This window comes from uncultured Massilia sp. (assembly GCF_913773735.1).
Classification (GTDB): Bacteria; Pseudomonadota; Gammaproteobacteria; order Burkholderiales; family Burkholderiaceae_D; genus Telluria.
Window position 1 is genome coordinate 23895 of record NZ_CAJYEB010000004.1, and the last position, 16617, is coordinate 40511.

Below are 16617 nucleotides of genomic sequence, written 5' to 3' on the forward strand. Positions count from 1 at the left end.
CGGTGGTCTCGTCGGGGAAAAGAGAAGGGGGCGCCAGCGATGCCCGCGCCGCCCCGGGCCCGGTCTTTACCGGGCGGTGTTCAATAGCTCGCCAGCGGCGCCAGCTGGCCGCCCTTGAAGGTGTAGACCGTGACGGCCGTCTTCTTCAGGTTGCCGCCCGCATCGTAGCCGTAGGTGCCGGCCACGCCCTGGTAGCTGGTCGTGTGCAGCGCCTTGCCGACGGCGGCCGCGTCCACCGCGCCCGCGCCCTTGATGGCCTGGGCGATGAACATGGTCTGGTCGTAGAAGGCCGGGGCGTAGACGTCCGGGTCGCGCTGGAAGCGCTGCTTGTAGCGCGCCTTGAAGGCGGGGCCGCCGGCCTGCTTGTCGAGCATGGCGCCGGCCTGGGCGCACATGACGTTCTCGCCGACGGCGTCGCCGCCCAGCTTGGCCATCTCCGGGCTGCACAGCGTGTCGCCGCCGAGCAGGCGCACGTTCGCCATGCCGAGCTGCTTCATCTGGCGCGCCATCGGGGCGCCCTGCGGCGCGTAGCCGCCGTAGAAGATGGCGTCGACCTTCTGGGCGCGGAACGCGGTCAGGATCGCCGCGAAGTCGCTGGCCTTGTCGGTGGTGAACTGGCGGCCGGCCACGGTCAGGCCCGAGGCGCGCGCCTGGCGCGCGAATTCGTCGGCGATGCCCTGGCCGAAGGCGGTGCGGTCGTCGATCACGCCGACCGTGCGGATCTTGAGTTCTTTTGCGGCGTAGGACGCCATCGAGGCGCCGACCTGCGTGTCGCTGGCGACGATGCGAAACACGTTGGGGTAGCGCGCCTGGGTGATCTTGGGGCTGGTGCCGACGGTCGACATCAGGATGCCGGCGTCGTTGTAGACGCGCGAGGCGGGAATCGCCACGCCCGAGTTGTACGGGCCGAGCACGAACCGGACGCCGGCATCGGCGAATTTCTGGGCGACGTTCACGCCGGCCTTCGGGTCGCCCTGGTCGTCCTCGGACAGCAGTTCGAAGCGCAGCACCTTGCCGCCGGCCTTGATCTTCTGCGCGTTGAGTTCCTCGACGGCCAGGCGCACGCCGTTCTCGTTGTCCTTGCCGGCAAAGGCGTTGGCGCCCGACAGGGGGCCACTCACGCCGATGCGCACCACCTGTTCCTGGGCCTGCGCGCCGGCGGCCAGGGCCAGCAGGCCGGCGGCCAGCGCGATGTTGAATGTCGATGGCATTGCTCGTGTCTCCGTTGTGTTCCGAACGGCCGCCATCATCGCACGATCAGGCCACGCAACGGAAGGTCAGGCCGCCAGGCCGTGCGAGATCAGTTCCAGCGGCAGCGCGGTCGTGCTCTTGATCTGCTCCATCGAGAACGCCGACGACACGCCGGACAGCTGCGCGGTCTTGATGAGCTTCTTGTAGAAGCGGTCGTAGCCGTCGATGTCGGTGGTGACGACCTTCAGCAGGTAGTCGACGTCGCCGCTCATGCGGTGGAACTCCAGCACTTCCGGCAGCGCGACCACGGCGGCGGCGAAGCGCTCCAGCCACTTTTCGTCGTGCTCGTTGGTGCGCACGCTGACGAACACCGTGACCGGCAGGCCGACCTTGTGGCGGTTGACGATACTGACCCGGCTTTCGATATACCCCTCTTCTTCCAGGCGCTTGACGCGCTTCCAGCAGGGGGTGCTGGACAGGCCCACTTTTTCGCTCAATCCGGAAATCGACAGGGTCGCGTCCGCTTGCAGGGCGGCAAGAATCGCACAATCGTATTTGTCGAGTGAGTTCATTATTTCCGTCCTGATGTTTGGAGAATATTTATTCTTCTGCCGAAGAAGAATTAGTATTCTTTAGTACGTCCAATTCGGCATGAGTACGTAACATATTACTCAACAATGAAGCGCATGGCGCAATTTTTTTGGACTTTTAGCAATTATTTTCATGACTCCAGAACTCTACCTCGATGCAAATGCCACTTCTCCCGTGCTGCCCGCCGCGCTCGCCGCCGCGGTGGAGACCATGGAGGCGCGGTTCGGCAATCCGAGCAGCAGCCACGCGACCGGCCTGCGCGCGAAGCGGATCCTGGACGACACCCGGGCGCTGGCGCGCCGCGTGCTCGGCGCCGGCGCGGGCCGCGTGCTGTTCACCAGCGGCGCGACCGAAGGCATCCAGACCGCCGTGCTGTCGGCGCTGTGCGCGGTGCGCGCGCGGCGCGCGGCGGGGGAGGCCACCGGCGACCTGCTGCTGTACGGCGCCACCGAGCACAAGGCCGTGTCGGAAAGCCTGGCGCACTGGAACACCCTGCTCGGCACCGGCCTGGTGCTGCAGGCGCTGCCGGTCGACGCCGACGGCCGCCACCGCCTGGACGTGCTGCGCGCGCTGGCGCCGCGCGCGGCCATGGTCTGCACTATGGCCGCCAACAACGAGAGCGGCGCGATCTCCGACCTGGACGGCATCGCCGCCGTGCTGCAAGACGCCGCGCCGCGGGCGTACTGGATGGTCGACTGCGTGCAGGCGCTCGGCAAGCTGGCGCTCGGCCTGGCCGGCACGCGCATCGACTACGCGCCGTTCTCCGGGCACAAGCTGTATGCGCCGAAGGGCATCGGCATGCTGTACGTCCGCGAGGGCGCGCCCTACACGCCGCTGATGATCGGCGGCGGCCAGGAAGCCGGCCTGCGCTCCGGCACGGAGAACATGGCCGGCATCGCGGCGCTGGGCGCCGTGCTCGCCGCGCTGGAGGGCGGGCACACCTTCCGCACCCATGACGAGCTGGCCGCCATGCGCGAGCGCCTGGCCGCCGCCCTGCGCGACGCCTTCCCCGGCATCGTGTTCAACGCGCCGTTCGCGCACGCGCTGCCGACCACGCTGAACTTCGCCGTGCCGGACATGGCCAGCAAGGACCTGCTGGACCTGTTCGATGCGGCCGGCATGCGCGTCAGCGCGGGCTCCGCGTGCTCGGCGGCCAAGGCCGCGCCCAGCTACGTGCTGGCCGCCATGGGCCTGCCGGCATGGCGCAGCAGCGGCGCCGTGCGCCTGTCGTTCGGGCCGCTGGCCGACGACGCCTTCATCGACGCCGCCTGCGCGCGCATCCGCCGCTGCGGCGAGGCGCTGCGCGCGACCGCGCTGGAGGCGCCGGGTCCCGCCGCCGGCGTGCTGCAGCTCAGCCACGAGGGACGCCACGGCTGGATCGTGTTCGACGGCGCGGCGCGCCAGGCCGTCGTGATCGACCCGCCGGCGGCGCTGGCGACGCGCACGGCCGCGCTGCTGCGCGCGCGCGCGCTGGACGTCGTCGCCGTGCTGGGCACGGACGACGGCGCCGACGGCGCGCGGGCGCGCGGCCTGTTGCGCGCGGCGCTGGGACTGGAAGCGAGGGAGCCCGGCGTTTTCGGCTGGCCGCAGGGCGGGGCCGAGGTCGTACTGGAAGACGGCAGCCGCGTGCCGGCGCTGGCCATCGGCGCCGACGTGCTGGCGCGCGCCGGCACGGCCTGCCTGCTGGGCAGCGCGGCCGGCGGCGTGCTGCGCGCCGCCGCGGTGCGCCTGGCCTTCGTCGGCGTGGACGGCGCGGCGGGAGACAATGTCCATCCCGGCACGCTGCTGTGCCGCGCCCAGGACGCCGGCGGCGTGCCGTTCGGCGCGGCCTCCGGCGCCGTGGCAGGCGCGCCGGGCCAGCTGCGGCCGGAAGCGCTGGCGCCGTTCCTGGATAGCGGCGAGGAGGCCGTGCTGGTCGACGTGCGCGAGGTGGAGGAAACCGCGGTCTGCACGGCGGCGCTGCCGGGCCGCGCGCCCGGCCTGGTGCGGCGCATCCCGATGTCGCGCCTGGCGGAGCATGCCGCCGGCCTGCTGGCCGACCCGCGCCCGCTGGTCTTCGTCTGCCGCAGCGGCAACCGCAGCGCGCGGGCGGCGCTGTGCCTGCACCGGATGGGACACCCGCGCGCGCTGACGGTGGTCGGCGGGCTGGCGCTGGCCGGCGATCGCTGAGCCGCCGGTCCTGGTGGGCACGGGGCGCCCATCCTGCGGCATCGATACACGTATTGGCCAGCACACGTCGGGTGGGCATGTGAGGCTGGGGCCGCAAATGAAACGTGCCCACCCGGTATGACGAACCCCTACGTTCGCTAGCGCACAGTCATCCCATCCGCAATCTTCTAGCATGGCAATTGCCGTGCGCCCCTGCCTCGTTCCCTTCCCGCCGACTGGCTGCATCCGCGCGCACGCCATCACCGAGGTTCCTGTTGAAACAAGAAAAAGATCTCCAGCCCGCCGCGCCAGGCGCGGGGCAGCCTGCCATGTCCGCGCCGACGCTCGCCAACGACGATGCGCCGCTGCGCGCGGAAGTGTTTTCCGCCGCCCAGATGGCGGTGCACGGACGCCGCCTCGCGGCGCGCCACCAGATCGCCGCCTCGCCGGGCAGCGCCGGCCTGCTCGACCGCCTGGCCGACAACGCCGCCGTCATCGCCGCCGCCTGCACCGGCCTGACCCGCGCGGCGAATGCCGGCGTGCGCCTGGCGCCGGCCGCCGAATGGCTGCTCGATAACTACTACCTGGTCGAGGAGCAGGTGCGCATCGCGCAGCATCACCTGCCCAAGGACTACAGCCGCGAGTTGCCGCGCCTGGCCGATCCCGATGCCGGCGGCGTCCCGCGCGTCTACCAGCTCGCGCTGGAGGTGATCGCCCACGGCGACGGCCACCTGGAGCCGGAAAGCCTGGCGCGCTTCGTCGCCGCCTACCAGGAAGGCGCCCCGCTGGCGCTGGGCGAACTGTGGGCGATCCCGATCATGCTGCGCCTGGCGCTGATCGAGAACCTGCGCCGCATCGCCGCGCGCCAGAGCGACAACCGCGCCCAGCGCGAACAGGCCAACCGCTGGGCCGACCGCATGGCGGAAAAGGCCGACGAGCGTCCCGGCGACCTGATCCTGCTGGTGGCCGACATGGCGCGCGAGGTCGAACCGATGGGCTCCGGCTTCGTCGCCGAGCTGACCCGGCGCCTGCAGGGCCGCAACGGGCCGCTGACCCAGGCGCTGCAATGGATCGCCACGCGCCTGGCCGACGAGGGCCGCACGATCGAGCAGGCGGTGCAGGCCGACATCGGCCAGCAGGCCGCCGACCAGGTCTCGGTCGCCAACAGCATCGGCAGCCTGCGCCTGCTGGACGTCACCGACTGGCGCGAATTCGTCGAGACGATGAGCACCGTCGAGCACGCGCTGCGCGGCGATCCGGCCGGCGTCTACGGCAGGATGGATTTCACCACGCGCGACCATTACCGCCACGTCGTCGAGCGCCTGGCGCGCGCCAGCGGCCGCGCCGAGATCGAGGTCGCGGCCGAAGCCGTGGCGCTGGCCGCCGACGGCCTCGCCGCGGCGGAGCAGGGCGGCAAGGCCGACCCGCGCCTGCGCCACGTCGGCTACTGGCTGACCGGCAAGGGCCTGCCGCAGCTGGAGCAGCGCCTGAACATGCGGCCGGGCTTCGGCGCCGCGCTGCGCCGCACGGGCCGCGCGCGCCCGCTGCTGTCCTACCTGGGCGCGATCGGCGCCTTCACCGCGCTGTTCACCGGCGCCATCGTCGTGCATGCGGCGCAGGCCGGGGGCGCGCACTGGCTGCTGGTCGTCATCGCCGTGCTGGGCGCGGTCGGCGCGAGCCAGCTGGCGCTGGCCCTGGTCAACCTGCTGGCCACGCGCCTGGTGCTGCCGGCGCCGCTGCCGCGCATGGATTTCAGCGCGGGCATCCCGGGCGACGCGCGCACGGTCGTCGTCGTGCCGTCGCTGCTGTACAGCCGCGCCAACGTGGCGGCGCTGTGCGAGGCGCTGGAAGTGCGCTACCTGGCCAACCGCGACCCGAACCTGCGTTTCTGCCTGCTGACCGACCTGGCCGACGCGCCGCAGCAGGAGATGTACGGCGATGCCGAGCTGGTCGAGCAGGCGCGCGCCGCCATTGCCGCCCTCAACGAGAAGTACGGCAGCGCCGCCGGCATGCCGTTCCTGCTGCTGCACCGTCCGCGCACCTGGAACGAGAGCGAGCAGGCCTGGATCGGCCGCGAACGCAAGCGCGGCAAGCTGGAAGACCTGAATGCCTTCCTGCGCGGCGGCGCGCGCGAGCGCTTCGCCGTCGTCGAGGGCGACACCGACGCGCTGGTGGAAACCCGCTACGTGATCACGCTGGACGCCGACACCCAGCTGCCGCGCGACGCCGCGCGCCAGTTCGTGGCGACGATGGCGCATCCGCTCAACCACCCGGTGCTCAGCGCCGACGGCAGCCACGTCGTCGACGGCTACGGCCTGCTGCAGCCGCGCGTGACGACCTCGCTGCCGCTGGAAAACGCCTCGCGCTACGAGCGCCTGTGCAGCGGCGAGCCGGGCATCGACCCGTACACGCGCACCGTGTCCGACGTCTACCAGGACCTGTTCGGCGAAGGCTCGTTCACCGGCAAGGGCATCTACGACCTCGACGCCTTCGAGCGCGTGCTCGGCGACCGCCTGCCGGACAACCGCGTGCTGTCGCACGACCTGCTGGAAGGCTGCTACATCCGTTCCGGCCTGCTCAGCGACGCCCAGGTGGTGGAAGCCTATCCGCCGCGCTACAGCGACGACGTCAGCCGGCGCCACCGCTGGATCCGCGGCGACTGGCAGCTGGCCGGCTGGCTGCGCAACAAGGTGCCGCTCCCGGGCGGCAAGCGCGGCCCCAATCCGCTGGCGCCGCTGGCGCGCTGGAAGCTGTTCGACAACCTGCGCCGCAGCCTGGTGGCGCCGGCCCTGACCGTGCTGCTGCTGGCCTGCTGGGCGCTGCTGCCGGCGCCGGCGTTCTGGAGCGCGGCGATCCTGTCGGTGTTCTTCCTGCCGTTCTTCCTGGGCGCGCTGATCGGCCTGGCCGACAAGGCGCACGACATCCCGCTGCGCCAGCACCTGCTGAACTGGGCGCAGGGCGCGCGCATCGGGCTGGGCCACGCCGTGCTGAACATGGCCTTCCTGCCGCACGAGGCCTGGTACACCCTGGACGCCATCGCGCGCACCGCCTGGCGCATGCTGGTGTCGCGCCGGCGCCTGCTGGAGTGGCGCGCCTCGAGCCTGTCGCGTTCGAGCACCGACATGGAGAGCAACTGGCGCAACATGTGGTTCGCCCCGGCCTTCGCCGTCGGCAGCGCCATGCTGCTGACCTTCGTGAACCCGCCCGCGCTGTTCGCCGCCGCGCCGCTGCTGCTGCTGTGGTTCCTGTCGCCCGTGCTGGCCTGGTGGGTCAGCCTGCCGCTCGAGCGCCCCGCGCACCAGCTGCGCGACGAGCAGCGCACGTTCCTGCACACGGTGGCGCGCCGCACCTGGGCCTTCTTCGAGGACCACGTGGTCGCCGAAGAGAACTGGCTCCCGCCCGACAACATGCAGGAGCATCCGTCGCCGGTGATCGCGCACCGCACCTCGCCGACGAACATCGGCCTGGCGCTGCTGGCCAACTTCACGGCCTGGGACTTCGGCTACGTGGCCGGCGGCGAACTGCTGCAGCGCACCCGCGCCACGCTCGGCACGATGGGGCGCATGGAGCGCCACCGCGGCCACTTCTACAACTGGTACGACACCCAGACGCTGGCGCCGCTGCTGCCCATGTACGTGTCGGCCGTCGACAGCGGCAACCTGGCTGGCCACCTGCTGACCCTGGCCGCCGGCCTCGAGCAACTGGCCGACCGGCCGGTCGCGTCGCGGCGCGTGCTGGACGGCATCCGCGATGCGCTGCGCGTCGCCGAGGAGCACGCCGCCGGCATGGCCGACGCGCCGGGCGTGCCGGACGTGCGCGCGGCCCTGGCGGCGCTGTGGGACCGCCTGACGCCGGAGCAGTGCCGCAATGCCGACACCCTGCCGGGCCTGGCCGAGTGCCTGGGCGGCCTGGCGCGCGCCACGGCCGAGCTGCACGCCGCGCTGGCGCCCGAGATCGATCCGGTGCTGCGCGCCTGGACCGGCAAGCTGGCCGCGCAGGCCGCGGCGGCCCATGCGGACCTGCTGGCGATGGCGCCGTGGATGCGCGCGGTGCACCAGTTCGTCATCGATTCGACGCTGACGCGGATCCCGACGCTGCGCGAGCTGGCCGCGTTCGACATGCGCGCGCCGGGCGAGGACCTGGACGACGACGAGCGCGCGCGCCAGCAGCAGCTGGCGCGGCTGGTGGCGGAAGGCCGCGCCAACGCGCGTGCGCGGCTGGACGAGATCGCGCTGCTGGCGCGCCAGGCGCGCGAGTTCGGCGTGATGGACTTCGGCTTCCTGTACAACGCCGACATCGACCTGATGGCGATCGGCTACAACGTCAGCGAGCGCCGCCTGGACGGCAACAGCTACGACCTGCTGGCCTCGGAAGCGCGCCTGGGTTCCTTCGTCGCCATCGCCCAGGGCCAGTTCCCGCAGGAGCACTGGTTCGCGCTGGGGCGCCAGCTGTGCCTCGTCGGCGGCCAGCAACTGCTGCTGTCGTGGAGCGGCTCGATGTTCGAGTACCTGATGCCGCTGCTGGTGATGCCGACCTACCGCGACACGCTGCTCGACCAGACCTACCACGGCATCATCCATGCCCAGATCGACTACGCGCGCCGCCGCAATATCCCGTGGGGCATCTCGGAGTCCGGCTACAACACCGTCGACGCGGCCATGAACTACCAGTACCGCGCCTTCGGCGTGCCGGGCACGGGCCTGAAGCGCGGCCTGGGCGGGGACCTGGTGATCGCGCCCTATGCGTCGATGATGGGCCTGATGGTCGAGCCGGAACTGGCCTGCGAGAACCTGGAACGCATGGCAAAGCTCGGCTTCACGGGCAACTACGGCTTCTACGAGGCGGTCGACTACACCGCGTCGCGCCTGCCGCGCGGCCAGGACCATGCGATCGTGCGCTCGTTCATGGTGCACCACCAGGGCATGGGCTTCCTGGCCCTGTCCTACCTGTTGCACGACCGCCCGATGCAGCGTCGCTTCGAGGGCGACCCGCAATTCCAGGCCACGCTGCTGCTGCTGCAGGAGCGCGTGCCCAAGTCGGGCGCCTTCGAGTCGGCCAGCGCCGAGGCCGAGGCCATGCGCACGCCGGCGCCGGAAGCGACCATGCCGACGCGCATCGTCGTGCAGCCGGATGGCGCCCCGCCCGAAGTCCAGCTGCTGTCCAACGGCCGCTACCACGTGATGGTGACCGGCAGCGGTTCCGGCTACAGCCGCTGGAAGGACCTGTCCGTCACGCGCTGGCGCGAGGACGCGACCGTCGACGACTGGGGCCAGTTCTGCTACGTGCGCGACCTGGACGACGGCCGCCTGTGGTCGACCGCCTGGCAGCCCACGCTGGACCGCCCGGAACACTACGAGGTCAGCTTCTCCGAGGGGCGCGCCGAATTCCGCCGGCGCGACCACGGCATCGAGCTGCATACCGAGATCGTGGTGTCGCCCGAGGACGACATCGAGCTGCGCCGCACGCGCATCGCCAACAAGTCGCCGGTGCGCCGCACGATCGAGGTGACCAGCTATACCGAAGTGGTGATGGCGGCGGCGGCCGCCGACGCGTCGCATCCGGCGTTCTCGAAACTGTTCGTGCAGACCGAGATCCTGCAGGACCGCGGCGCGATCCTGGCCACGCGCCGCCCGCGTACCAAGGACGAGCAGTCGCCCTACCTGCTGAACCTGATGACGGCTTACCGCGCGAATGGAGACAGCCCCCTGGCGGCGCCGGAATTCGAGACCAGCCGTTCCCAGTTTCTCGGCCGCGGCGGTCGCATCGCGCTGCCGCAGGTGCTGGCGCCGGACAACCGCGCGCCGCTGGAAGGCCAGCACGGTTCGGTGCTCGACCCGGTGGCGGCGATCCGCCGCACCTTCGTGCTCGAGCCGGACGAGGAGGTCGTGTTCGACGTCGTGCTGGGCGCGGCCGAGACCCGCGAGCAGGCGCTGCACCTGGTCGACAAGTACCAGGACCGCCACCTGGCCGACCGCGTGTTCGAACTGGCCTGGACCCACAGCCAGGTGGTGCTGCGCCAGCTCAACGCCAGCGAGACCGATGCCCAGCTGTACGGCCGCCTGGCCGGCAGCGTGATCTACCCGCACGCCGGCCTGCGCGCCGATCCGGCCGTCATCGCGCGCAACGGGCGCGGCCAGTCCGGCCTGTGGGCGTACGCGATCTCGGGCGACTTCCCGATCGTGCTGCTGCAGGTGCGCGACTCGTCCAACGTCGACCTGGCGCGCCAGCTGGTGCAGGCGCACGCCTACTGGCGCCTGAAGGGGCTGGTGGTCGACCTGGTGATCTGGTGCGAGGACGCCAGCGGCTACCGCCAGGCGCTGCACGACCAGATCATGAGCCTGATCGCTTCCGGCAGCGATGCCCAGTCGATCGACCGTCCGGGCGGCGTGTTCGTGCGCCTGCTCGACCAGATCTCGAACGAGGACCGGGTGCTGATGCAGTCGGTCGCGCGCGTGGTGCTGTCCGACGAGCGCGGCAGCCTGGCCGACCAGCTGCGCCGCGCCGGCCTGCCGCGGCCCGGCCTGCCGGCCCTGCCGCCGGTGCTGGCGGCGCCCGTCCCGGCGGCGGCGGCGCCGCTGCCGGCCGCGCTGGCGCTGCCCGAACTGGTGCTGGACAACGGCATCGGCGGCTTCAGCCGCGACGGCCGCGAATACCTGGTGCGCACCGGTCCGGGCCTGCACACGCCGGCGCCGTGGGTCAACGTGCTGGCCAGCCCGATGTTCGGCAGCGTGGTCTCGGAAAGCGGCCAGGCCTACAGCTGGAACCAGAACGCCCATGAATTCCGCCTGACGCCGTGGGAAAACGATCCCGTGCTGGACCGCGGCGGCGAAGCCTTCTACCTGCGCGACGAGCACACCGGCGTGTTCTGGTCGCCCACGGCGTTGCCGGCGCCGTCCGGCGCCCACTACCTGGCGCGCCACGGCTTCGGCTACAGCGCCTTCGAGCACAGCGCGCACGGCATCCGCAGCGAGCTGCTGACCTACGTGGCGCTGGATGCGCCGCTGAAGTACGTGGTCATCAAGCTGCGCAACGAGGGACCGGTCGCGCGCCGCCTGTCCGTCACCGGCTACGTCGAGTGGGTGCTGGGCGACCTGCGCGGCAAGTCGGCGATGCACGTGGTGACCGAGCAGGATCCGGTCAGCGGCGCGCTGTTCGCGCGCAATGCCTACAACACTGACTTCTCGGGCCGCGTGGCGTTCTTCCACCTGGACGCCGAGCACGTGTCGTACACCTGCGACCGCGCCGAATTCATCGGCCGCAACCGCAGCCTGGCCAATCCGGCGGCGCTCGAGCGCGCCGGCCTGTCGGGCCGCACCGGCGCGGCGCTCGACCCGTGCGCCGCGCTGCAGGCCATCGTCGACCTGCAGCCGGGCGAGGAACACGAACTGGTGTTCATGCTGGGCGTGGGCGGCCGGCGCAACCTGGACGCTTCCGGCATGGTCCAGCGCCACAGCGGCGGCGCCGTCGCCGCGGCCGACCTGGCCAAGGTGCGCGAGTACTGGGAAGAGACGCTCGGCGCGGTGCGCATCGAGACGCCGGAACCGTCGCTCGACGCACTGGCCAACGGCTGGCTGATGTACCAGACCATCGCCTGCCGCATGTGGGCGCGCAGCGGCTTCTACCAGTCGGGCGGCGCCTACGGCTTCCGCGACCAGCTGCAGGACGCGATGGCGACCGTGCACGCGCGGCCGGAACTGCTGCGCGACCACATCCTGCTGTTCGCCGGCCACCAGTTCGTCGAGGGCGACGTCCAGCACTGGTGGCATCCGCCCACCGGGCGCGGCGTGCGCACGCATTGCTCGGACGACTACCTGTGGCTGCCGCTGGCCGTGCACCGCTACGTCACCGTGACCGGCGACGCGACGCTGCTGGACGAGGTCGCGCCCTTCATCGAGGGCCGTCCGCTCAAGCAGGAAGAGGAGTCCTGGTACGACCTGCCGGCCCAGTCGCGCGAGCAGGCCAGCATCTACGAGCACTGCGTGCGCGCGATCCGGCGCGCGCTGGCGTTCGGCCAGCACGGCCTGCCGCTGATCGGCACCTGCGACTGGAACGACGGCATGGACCGGGTCGGCAACGAGGGCCGCGGCGAGAGCGTCTGGCTGGGCTTCTTCCTGGTCGAGGTATTGCAGCGCTTCGCCGAACTGGCCGAGCGCCGCGCCGACTACGGCTTCGCCACCACCTGCCGCAGCGCGGCCCAGGTGCTGTCGCACAACATCGAGGAGAACGCCTGGGACGGCAAGTGGTATCGCCGCGCCTACTTCGACGACGGCACGCCGCTCGGCTCGCAGCAGAACGACGAGTGCCGCATCGACTCGATCTCGCAGAGCTGGAGCGTGCTGTCCGGCGCGGCCGACCCGCAGCGCGCGCACGCCGCGATGCTCGAAGTCGACGCCCACCTGGTGCGGCGCGACGCGGGCCTGATCCAGCTGCTCGATCCGCCGTTCGACAAGGGCAAGCTCAATCCCGGCTACATCCGCGGCTATGCGCCGGGCGTGCGCGAGAACGGCGGCCAGTACACGCATGCGGCGATCTGGACCGCGATGGCCTTCGCGCGCCTGGGCGACACCGCGCGCGCCTGGGAGCTGGCGCGGATGATCAATCCGGCCAACCATTCCGCCAGCGCGCAGGCCTGCGCCGTGTACAAGGCCGAGCCCTACGTGATGACCGCCGACGTGTACGCGGTGGCGCCGCATGTGGGCCGCGGCGGCTGGAGCTGGTACACCGGTTCGGCGGGCTGGATGTACCGCCTGATCCTCGAATCGCTGCTGGGCGTCGAGCGCAGCGCCGACCGCCTGGCGCTGGCGCCGCAGCTGCCGCCGGAGTGGGACGGTTTCCGCCTGCACTACCGCTTCGGCGCGACGCCCTACACCATCGACGTGCGGCGCGGCGACGCGACCGTGCTGACGGTGGACGGCGTCGTGCAGGAAGAGGGCGCGATCGCGCTGGTCGACGACGGCCTGCCGCATGCGGTGACGCTGAGCGTGGGGCCGGCCGGCGCCGCGAACGCGCGGCGGGTCGGGGACGGCGAACTGGGAGATGGATAGCGCCGCGTCGTCCCGGCGCAGGCCGGGACCCGATGTGCTGGCAGCCGACGCGCCTGCACGATCGGAACCCCGGCCTGCGCCGGGGTAGCGTTCGATACTATTTTTATATTTATCAATCGAATAACAATTAGTTAATCGGGGTATGAGCCACGAATCAATGTGGCAATCGATGCAATTGCAAAAATTGCATCATGAAAACCCTGCACATTCCCCCCTTCCTGGTGCTGGCCGCGGCCGGCTTGTTCCACCCTGGCGTGGCGATTGCCGCGCAATCGGCATCCGCCCCGCTGGCGGCGGTCCGGCACGAACACCGCGAGTTCGATGCCACGCTGGCTGCCCCGTACCGCGGCGACGGCCGCGGCCAGCCGGAGGCGCGCACGTTCACCCTGTCCTTCGACTACCCCGGCCTGGAACGGCCGGCCGCCGTCGCCTGGCGCCTCGAGCTGCTGGCGCCGTCCGGGCGCCGCGTCCTGCAGTGGCGGGGCAGCGCGGCGCTCGCGGGCGAGCCGGTCGAGGTGGCGGTGCGCTGGCGGGGCCTGCTGGGTGGCGCCCGGCCGGCGCCCGGCATCTACCGCGTGCGCCTGCGCGCGCAGGTCGGCGGCGAGGCGCTCGCGCAGTCCTGGGACATCGCCGTCGGGCGCCTCGCCGCGCCGCGCATGCCGGCATTCGCCCCGCTGCCGACGCGCCGCGCGCCGCTGGCGGCCGCGCCGGCGCCGGACGGCCTGCCGTACACGGTCTACTACGGCAACCTGCACAGCCAGACCAGCCACAGCGACGGCGGCGCGCCGGTCGACGATTGCAAGGGCGCCCAGGCGCCGCAGAGCGCCCCGTACGGCCCCGACGCCGCCTGGCCGTACGCGCGCGGGCACGGGCTGGACATGCTGATGGTCTCGGAACACAACCACATGTACGACGGCTCGGAAGGCACGAACCCGGATGCCGACCCGGCCGCCGCCAGGTCGCTGTACCGCACGGGCCTGGACAGCGCGCGCGTCTTCAGCGCCACCCATCCGGACTTCCTGGCGCTGTACGGCCTCGAATGGGGCGTGATCAACAACGGCGGCCACCTGAACATCTTCAACGCCGACGAGCTGCTGGGCTGGGAAAGGACGGCGCACGGCGCGCTGCTGGCCGACACCGAGACCGCGCGCGGCGACTACCGCGCGCTGTACGCGCTGATGCGGGCGCGCGGCTGGATCGGCCAGTTCAACCATCCGGCCGTGGCCGGCCAGTTCGCGGTGGACGGCAGGCCGCTGGCCTACACGGCGGACGGCGACGCGGCGATGGTCCTGTGCGAGGTGCTCAACAGCTCGGCCTTCTCGACCCGCGAGGACGAAGGCGAGACGCGCCGCAGCAGCTTCGAGGCGGCCTGCAACACGCTGCTGGAAGCGGGCTACCACGTGGCGTTCAGCAGCAACCAGGACAACCACTGCGCCAACTGGGGCGCGTCCGCGGCCAACCGCACGGCGGTGCTGGTGCCGAACGGCGTGCCGCTCACGCGCGCCAGCTTCGTCGAGGCGCTGCGCGCGCGCCGGGTGTTCGCCACGATGGACAAGGACGCGCAACTGGTGCTGCGCGCCAACGACCGCCTGATGGGCGAGCGCTTCGAGAACAGCGGCCCCTTGCGCCTGCGCGTGCATTTCGCCGGCGGCGCCGGACGGCAGGCGGCGTCGGTGGCACTCATGGAGGGCGTCCCGGGCCGCAACGGCGCAGTGGGGCGCCTGTCCGACCGCGCCGACGTCGAGGTCGTGCCGGCGCCCGGCCCGCATTTCTATTATGCGAAGGTGACCCAGGACGACGGCCGCATCCTGTGGTCGGCGCCGGTGTGGGTCGACCAGCTGCCGTAGGCCGCTTAGACCGGGGAGGACGAAAATGCTATCCTGCTCGCGCCCACGGCCCGCCGTGCCGCCCTGACGACCCATACCGAGGAAACCGAGAGTGCAATCCCTGAACCGTATCGCCGCAGCCCTGCTGCTCGCCTTTTCCGGCGCCGCCCTGGCGCAGACCGCCCCCGCGCCGGCGGCGCCGCTTGCGCCATCCGCCACCGCGCCCGCCTTGCCCGCCGCCGACACCGCCGCCATCGGCGCCTGGCTCGACCAGGACGTCGAACGGACCATGAAGCTGTTCGACGTGCCCGGCATCGCGATCGCCATCGTCAAGGACGGCAAGGTGCTGGCGACGCGCGGCTACGGCGTGCGCAAGCTGGGCGCGCCGGACAAGGTCGACGCCAGGACGCTGTTCGAGGTGGCGTCGAACTCCAAGGCCTTCACCGCCGCCGCGCTGGCGATGCTGGTCGACGAGGGCAAGCTGGCCTGGGACGACCCGGTCACCAAGCACCTGCCGGACTTCCAGATGTACGACGCCTACGTCACCCACGAGATGACGGTGCGCGACCTGCTGGTCCACCGCAGCGGCCTGGGCCTGGGCGCCGGCGACCTGCTGTGGTGGCCGACCACGAATTTCTCGACCGACGAGATCATCCACAAGCTGCGCTTCATCGCGCCGAGCACGAGCTTTCGCAGCAGCTATGCCTACGACAACCTGTTGTACATCGTGGCCGGCAAGATCATCGCGGCGAAGTCCGGCAAGACCTGGGGCGAGACGATCCGCGAGCGCATCCTGGTCCCGGCCGGCATGACGACCACGACCACCAGCCTGGCGGACAATGCCGGCAACCCGGACGTCGCCAATGCCCACAGCAAGATCGACGGCAGGATCGCGGCGGTGAAGGCGATGCCGGTGCCGAACGCGGTGGGCGCGGTCGGCATCAACACGAACGCCGAGGACATCGCGCGCTGGATGAACGTGCTGCTGGCGCAGGGCAGCCTGGGCAAGGGCGCGGACGGCAAGGAGCGGCGCCTGTACAGCGCGAAGCAGGCGCGCGAGATGTGGACGGCGCAGACGCCGATGCGCATCTCGGAGCCGAACCCGAAGCTGGCCGGCACGCGCGCGAACTTCGCGGCCTACGGCCTCGGCTTCCAGCTGCGCGACTGGCAGGGCAAGCTGCTGGCCCTGCACAGCGGCGCGCTGCAGGGCTTCTATTCGAAGGTGGTGCTGGTGCCGGAAGCGAAGCTGGGCGTCGCCATCCTGACCAACGCCGAAAGCGGCGGCTCGCTCAACGCCCTGCAGTACCAGCTGGTCGACCGGCTGCTCAACCCGGGCGCGCAGCCCGACTGGATCGGCGCCGTCAAGGCTGTCGACGACGAGATGCATGCGAAGGAGCAGGCGCGCCTGGCCAAGGCCGACGGCGCCAAGGCGGCGGCATCGCAGCCCTCGCTGGCGCGCAGCGCCTACGACGGCGACTACCAGGATCCGTGGTACGGCATCGCGACGATCCGGCACGTGGGGGGCAAGCAGGTGTTCAGCTTCTCGCGCACGCCCGACCTGACCGGGGAGATGGTGCACTTCCAGCACGACACCTTCATCGTGCGCTGGAAGGAGCGCAACTTCAACGCCGACGCCTACGTGACCTTCGCGCTGAATCCGGACGGCAGCATCGAGCGCATGAAGATGCAGCCGATCTCCACCGAGACCGACTTCAGCTACGACTTCCAGGACCTGAACTTCACGCCGGTGAAGAAGAAGTAAAACGTCCGGCACGTCGCAGGCCGTCGTCCCGGCGCAGGCCGGGACCCAATTTCGT

Annotated in this window: 6 protein-coding genes; 4 read left to right on the top strand and 2 right to left on the bottom strand. The window is 71.2% G+C overall.

Annotation, left to right across the window (positions count from 1 at the left end; all coding sequences use genetic code 11):
* Positions 1-80 precede the first annotated feature (80 nt).
* Together QZ749_RS02360 and QZ749_RS02365 are read right to left on the bottom strand one after the other, a co-directional pair.
* Positions 81-1211: a branched-chain amino acid ABC transporter substrate-binding protein gene (locus QZ749_RS02360; RefSeq protein ID WP_296942867.1), complete on the bottom strand. Its 1131-nt coding sequence runs from the start codon at positions 1209-1211 to the stop codon at positions 81-83.
* A 66-nt stretch (positions 1212-1277) separates the two neighbouring features.
* Positions 1278-1763, bottom strand: coding sequence for an Lrp/AsnC family transcriptional regulator (locus QZ749_RS02365; RefSeq protein WP_296942869.1), 486 nt, complete (start codon positions 1761-1763; stop codon positions 1278-1280).
* A gap of 151 nt (positions 1764-1914) precedes the next feature.
* Between QZ749_RS02365 and QZ749_RS02370 the strand changes: the two genes are divergently transcribed.
* The 4 genes from QZ749_RS02370 to QZ749_RS02385 all read left to right on the top strand — a co-directional run bounded on the left by QZ749_RS02370 (position 1915) and on the right by QZ749_RS02385 (position 16562).
* A complete protein-coding gene (locus QZ749_RS02370; protein WP_296942871.1) occupies positions 1915-3951 on the top strand; it encodes an aminotransferase class V-fold PLP-dependent enzyme in 2037 nt (678 codons plus the stop codon).
* Between the two features lie 308 nt (positions 3952-4259).
* Positions 4260-12974, top strand: a complete 8715-nt coding sequence (locus QZ749_RS02375; protein WP_296942873.1) for a GH36-type glycosyl hydrolase domain-containing protein — start codon at positions 4260-4262, stop codon at positions 12972-12974.
* A gap of 191 nt (positions 12975-13165) precedes the next feature.
* Positions 13166-14821 carry a CehA/McbA family metallohydrolase gene (locus tag QZ749_RS02380; RefSeq protein WP_296942875.1) on the top strand — a complete coding sequence of 552 codons (1656 nt, stop codon included), beginning with the start codon at positions 13166-13168 and terminating at the stop codon, positions 14819-14821.
* A 91-nt stretch (positions 14822-14912) separates the two neighbouring features.
* Positions 14913-16562: a serine hydrolase gene (locus QZ749_RS02385; RefSeq protein ID WP_296942876.1), complete on the top strand. Its 1650-nt coding sequence runs from the start codon at positions 14913-14915 to the stop codon at positions 16560-16562.
* The last annotated feature ends 55 nt before the right edge of the window (positions 16563-16617 follow it).

Bases quoted from the DNA above. Each gene is read 5' to 3' on its own strand.
- QZ749_RS02370 (WP_296942871.1), top strand. From the start codon at position 1,915: ATGACTCCAGAACTCTACCTCGATGCAAATGCCACTTCTCCCGTGCTG.
- QZ749_RS02365 (WP_296942869.1), bottom strand. From the start codon at position 1,763: ATGAACTCACTCGACAAATACGATTGTGCGATTCTTGCCGCCCTGCAA.
- QZ749_RS02380 (WP_296942875.1), top strand. From the start codon at position 13,166: ATGAAAACCCTGCACATTCCCCCCTTCCTGGTGCTGGCCGCGGCCGGC.
- QZ749_RS02360 (WP_296942867.1), bottom strand. From the start codon at position 1,211: ATGCCATCGACATTCAACATCGCGCTGGCCGCCGGCCTGCTGGCCCTG.
- QZ749_RS02375 (WP_296942873.1), top strand. From the start codon at position 4,260: ATGTCCGCGCCGACGCTCGCCAACGACGATGCGCCGCTGCGCGCGGAA.